Raw genomic sequence first — 1917 nt, 5'->3', positions numbered from 1 at the left:
CCCCAACGCACGCTGGGGTGACACGGAACTCGGGGCCCCGCGCGTTCTGATCCACGGCGGCGCGGGCGGCATCGGCTCCCACGCCATCCAGGTCTGCCGCGCGCTCGGCGCCCGCGTGGCCACCACCGCCGGCGGACCGGAGAAGGTCCGACAATGTCGCGATCTCGGTGCCGACCTGGTGATCGACTACCGCGAGGAGAGTTTCTCCGACCGGGTCAGGGAGTGGACCGACGACGACGAGAGAGGCCGTGGCGTCGACCTGATCCTCGACGTGATGGGCGCGAAGTACCTCGAGCCCAACATCGCGTCACTCGCCCCGGACGGCCGACTGATGGTGATCGGCATGCAGGGCGGGATGAAGGGTGAGCTGAATCTGGGAGCCCTGCTCCCGCGCCGCGCCGGCGTGCTGGCCACCAACCTCCGAGCCCGCCCGGTGGACGGCCCCGGCGGCAAGACCGGCATCTGCCGGGAGGTGGTGGACCACGTGTGGCCGATGGTCGCCGCGGGCGACGTGACCACCCGAGTCTCCCGAGAGATCCCGTTGGAGCGGGTCGCGGAGGCTCTGGCCCTACTCGAGTCGGGCGAGAGCCACGGCAAGATCCTGCTGACCGTCGAGTGATCGAGGAGAAACTGATGTCCACCACTGCTGGCGCCGATAACCCAAGTGCCGAGCACGGGTCCGCCACCTTCATGACCGCGAGCCGCACGATCCCGGCGTCTCCGTCGGAGGTCTTCTCGCTACTGGCGGACCCGACCCGCCACAAGCACACCGAACCCGGGGACTGGGTGCGCGACGCGGTCACGTCGGAGGTCATTCGGGGGGTCGGGGACGTCTTTGTGATCAACATGTACATCGAGGCCGCGGGCGGCCACTACGAGATGCACAACGTGGTCACGGCATTCGAGCCCGACCGCACGATCGAATGGGAGCCGGGCCAGCCCGATGCGACCGGAGAGATCTCCACCGGCGGGTGGCGCTGGCGGTACGACCTCGCTCCCGCAGGCGCATCCACCGAGGTCACCCTCCGGTACGACTGGTCGGCGACACCCCAGGAGCAGGCCGACGAGATCGGCGGGATGCCGCCGTTCGGTCGCGACTTCCTCGAGGCGTCGCTGGCGTCTCTCGAGGCGGCGTTGGCGAACTGAGTCGGTGCCATGCGCTCGTGCGATGAGCGCGTGCGATGAGCGGGTGCGACGGTCAGCCCTCCGGTAGGCGCTCCAACATCTCGAGCACCTCGTCGCACCAGCTCACCCACGCCTGTTCCACCTGGATGCCCAGCGTGAGCACCCTGTGCTGGAGGAGGTCGCGGGCGTTCTCCGGGTCGGCCCGCGCGAAGTCCCGCTCCTCGATCTCGCGGTAGCGGCGGAGGCTGTCGGCCCGCTGGTCGCGGTGGTGCCTCAGCGCCTCCCTGACCTCCTGGACCGCCCCCGTCGCGGCGGCGGCACGCACCCGCACCGCCATGGTGGACCGCATCGGATCGGGTTCGTCCGGCTCGCAGATCCACTCGGTGAGCAGCCTCCGGCCGTCCTCGGTGACCTCGAAACGGCGCGGGTTACCCCGCGAGGGGGCGCCCTCGAGCGGGAGCTCCCGGATCAGGCCGGACTCCCCCAGCCGGTCGAGCTCCCGGTAGATCTGCTGGTGGGTCGCCGGCCAGAAGTACCCGATGGACTTGTCGAACCTCCGCGCCAGCTCGATCCCGCTCCCCGCCCGCTCGGTGAGGGAGGTGAGGATCGCGAACTTCAGCGACACGGATTCAGCGCGCTGCCAGAGCGGACGCCGCCTGCTCGTACTCCGCGCGGAGCCGCTCGACCAGGTCGCGGACGGAGCCCGTCGAGGTGACCGCGCCGACGCCCTGGCCCGCGCCCCAGATGTCGCGCCACGCCTTGGAGTCCGCGCCCCCGCCGGAGCCGAAGTCC

General features: G+C 70.7%; 3 protein-coding genes. 2 read left to right on the top strand and 1 reads right to left on the bottom strand.

Annotated features, from left to right (window positions below; genetic code table 11):
* Both G6027_RS15640 and G6027_RS15635 read left to right on the top strand, forming a co-directional pair.
* Nucleotides 1-619, top strand: a 619-nt coding sequence (locus G6027_RS15640) for a zinc-binding dehydrogenase (RefSeq protein WP_182637971.1), incomplete at its 5' end; no start/stop codon positions are given.
* Between the two features lie 71 nt (nucleotides 620-690).
* Nucleotides 691-1146, top strand: coding sequence for an SRPBCC family protein (locus tag G6027_RS15635; protein ID WP_206682501.1), 456 nt, complete (start codon nucleotides 691-693; stop codon nucleotides 1144-1146).
* A 52-nt stretch (nucleotides 1147-1198) separates the two neighbouring features.
* Here the strand turns inward: G6027_RS15635 and G6027_RS15630 are convergent, their stop codons facing one another.
* Entirely contained in the window at nucleotides 1199-1750 is a 552-nt protein-coding gene (locus tag G6027_RS15630) for a helix-turn-helix transcriptional regulator (protein WP_182637969.1), read from the bottom strand.
* Between the last annotated feature and the right edge of the window lie 167 nt (nucleotides 1751-1917).

This window comes from Dietzia sp. SLG310A2-38A2, from assembly GCF_014145095.1.
Classification (GTDB): domain Bacteria; phylum Actinomycetota; class Actinomycetes; order Mycobacteriales; family Mycobacteriaceae; genus Dietzia.
Note: the sequence above shows the minus strand (reverse complement) of the source record. Positions and strands in the feature narration are given on the sequence as shown.

What these genes read in the sequence shown, in the direction of transcription:
- G6027_RS15635 (WP_206682501.1), top strand. Translation starts at nt 691, where the DNA reads ATGACCGCGAGCCGCACGATCCCGGCGTCTCCGTCGGAGGTCTTCTCG.